The sequence below is a fragment of the Neisseria sp. P0022.S010 genome (genome assembly GCF_051956635.1).
The window spans coordinates 1-2,869 of the sequence record NZ_JBQCXF010000383.1 but is presented as its reverse complement, the minus strand read 5'-3'; the positions used below and the strand labels follow the sequence as shown (position 1 = coordinate 2,869).

At 48.0% G+C, this 2,869-nt stretch carries 2 protein-coding genes and 1 pseudogene; 1 reads left to right on the top strand and 2 read right to left on the bottom strand.

Annotated features, from left to right (window positions below; translation table 11 throughout):
- Positions 1-772 (top strand): annotated as a pseudogene (gene gyrB / locus ACTHUT_RS17070) (DNA gyrase subunit B); the annotation flags it as partial.
- Positions 773-854: 82 nt separating this feature from the next.
- Here gyrB and ACTHUT_RS17065 read toward each other — a convergent pair.
- Positions 855-1,484 (bottom strand): hypothetical protein, encoded by a 630-nt coding sequence (locus ACTHUT_RS17065; RefSeq protein WP_049347850.1) that lies wholly within the window; start codon positions 1,482-1,484, stop codon positions 855-857.
- Positions 1,485-1,599: 115 nt separating this feature from the next.
- Positions 1,600-2,628 carry a tRNA preQ1(34) S-adenosylmethionine ribosyltransferase-isomerase QueA gene (queA, locus tag ACTHUT_RS17060; protein WP_440386452.1) on the bottom strand — a complete coding sequence of 343 codons (1,029 nt, stop codon included), beginning with the start codon at positions 2,626-2,628 and terminating at the stop codon, positions 1,600-1,602.
- Positions 2,629-2,869: the final 241 nt, after the last annotated feature.

The following is a 2,869-nucleotide window of genomic DNA, read 5'->3' as shown; positions in this document are numbered from 1 at the left end:
CAAATACGGCAAACAAGAGCGCTATCTCAAAGACGAATTGGAAAAAGACCAATGGCTGCTCGGTCTAGCCTTGGAAAAAGCCAAAATCGTTTCAGACGGCCGCACCATCGAAGGCGAAGAGCTTGCCGATACCGCCAAACAATTCCTGTTGGCCAAAACCGTCATCGAGCAAGAAAGCCGCATCATTGACGAACTCGTCCTGCACGCCATGCTGCACGCTTCGCCGGTCGACCTCAGTACAGCAGAAAGCGCAGACCGCGCCGTTGCCGAATTGAGCGGCCTCTTGGACGAAAAAGAAGTCGCACTCGAACGCATCGAAGGCCACGAAGGACACCAGTTCATCAAAATCACACGCAAGCTGCACGGCAATGTGATGGTGAGCTACCTCGAGCCTAAATTCCTCAACAGCAAAGCTTATCAAACCCTTACCCAAACCGCCGCCGCACTCAAAGGCATGGTCGGTAAAGGAGCGAAGCTCTACAAAGGCGACAACGAATACGACATCGACAGCTTTGAAGCCGCTTTGGACATCTTGATGAGCGTTGCCCAAAAAGGCATGTCCATCCAACGATACAAAGGCTTGGGCGAGATGAACCCGGAACAACTTTGGGAAACCACGATGGATCCCACCGTCCGCCGCCTCCTGAAAGTCCGCATCGAAGACGCCATTGCCGCCGACGAAGTGTTCGTCACCCTGATGGGCGACGAAGTCGAACCGCGCCGCGCCTTCATCGAAAACAACGCCCTGCTGGCACAAAACATTGACGCCTAAGCATGGAAAGATAAAAGGCCGTCTGAAAAACGATTTTCAGACGGCCTTTTTGTTTTTTTGTATTTTATTCACAATATTCTTTTTATAATCCAAAGTCCGATAACTTTTTGTTTTTACTTTCAAGTAAATCATGAATAAATTGCGGTTCTATTTCTAATAATGATTTTACAGTATCATGGATTTCCCAATACCGTTTACTTGGATAGTCAATAATATGCTGTAGATACTCCTTAATGAGTGGCACATACTCTATAAACTGCATTTTCGTGACCAGCCAAAACAACTCACTGATAGAAAAATCTGCCGATGATGCTTTACGAATAATTCTAGCCACAGGAGGAAAGATTTTCTGACGTGCATCATCACCTTTTTGCTGACTCTGATCTGCTTTAGATGCCCAGTAACTGATAAAAGCAGACAAGATATGCCGATCTGTATCATCATAACCATGTAAACGATGATCAATCATTCCCTCTGCCTCCCCTTTCTCAAACATCAAAACCAAAGTATCAAAGCCTTCATCAATACCCCAGTGAGCAAGCAGGCGCGCTGAATCAAATTGCAATACCTCATTTTCATTGGATAGCAATTCGATTAATCCATCTATCCTCTCTTGCGGCACATCCTCCAAGTCAAGCTCTTCAGGAATCGTCGTATAGTCCACATTTTCCGGTACGCTATACAGCAAAAAATCTATTTTTTTCTCATCCATTAATTTGACCCTTAGGCAACTTACTTAAGCCGCCTATTCTAGTAGAGCGTTCCAACTGATTCGGATTCGAGACAATCCAAATACCCCGTTTGAAACGCTCCAATCCGTTTCCGATTTATTCCGTTTTCCCCAAAATCATCGCATCGCCATAGCTGAAAAAGCGGTATTCCTGTTCCACCGCATGACGGTAAACGCTGCGGATATGCTCCATGCCCGAAAACGCGCTGACGAGCATCAGCAAGGTTGATTTGGGCAGGTGGAAGTTGGTAATCAATCGGTCGGCAACATTGAAGCGGTAGCCCGGCGTAATGAAAATATCGGTATCGCCGCGACCTGCTTTCAGACGGCCTGTTTCGCGTGCGGCGGATTCCAAGGCGCGCATGGAGGTTGTGCCCACTGCCCACACTTTATTGCCGCGCGCTTTGGCGGCTTCAACGGCGGCAACGGTCTCGGCCGGTACGTCAAACCACTCGCTGTGCATTTTGTGTTCTTCAATTTTATCGACGCGCACGGGTTGGAATGTACCGGCACCGACATGCAGGGTTACTTCCGCAGTTTCTACGCCTTTGGCTTTCAGACGGCCCAACAATTCATCAGTAAAGTGCAGACCTGCCGTCGGCGCAGCCACTGCGCCTTGATATTTGGCGTACACGGTCTGATAGCGGCTGTCGTCTTCATCATCGGCCGCGCGTTCGATATAAGGCGGCAAGGGCAGATGGCCATTTTGCTCTAAAAGTTCGTAAACGGTTTGCTCACCTTCAAATTTCAGGCAAAACAATTCTTCTGCGCGCTCCAGCATGACGGCGCGGATATCGCCTTCAAAAATCAATTCTGTACCCGGTTTCGGCGATTTGGACGAGCGGATATGCGCCAATGCGGTATGCGCGTCCAATACCCGTTCAATCAGGGCTTCGATTTTGCCGCCGCTGGCTTTTTGGCCGAACAGGCGCGCCTTCATCACTTTAGTATTGTTAAACACCAGCACATCGCCCGGTGCGACATAATCGGGTAAATCGCCGAAATGTTTGTCTTCAATCGGCAATGTAGGCAAGGCAACCAGAAGCCTGCTGCTGCCGCGCACTTCCGGCGGATGCTGGGCAATCAGTTTTTCGGGCAATTCAAAATCAAAATCGGAAATATCCATTGTCGTGCATAATTTAAAAAAACAGGCGCCATTATACGCGCAAAGTGGGTTTTCAGACGGCATGTTTTGTCGAAAAACCAATAAATTAGAATAAACGCTCTTGGGGAAATCACTTTTTAACGAAAATCAGCGTTCCTTTCTTTTTTCGCCGAAAAACGCCTTTTTTCTATCTTTTACTGGACATTTACCGACAAGTTCGGGAAAATAACCGGATTCATTTTTCAGGCTCCGCCCTGTTCCG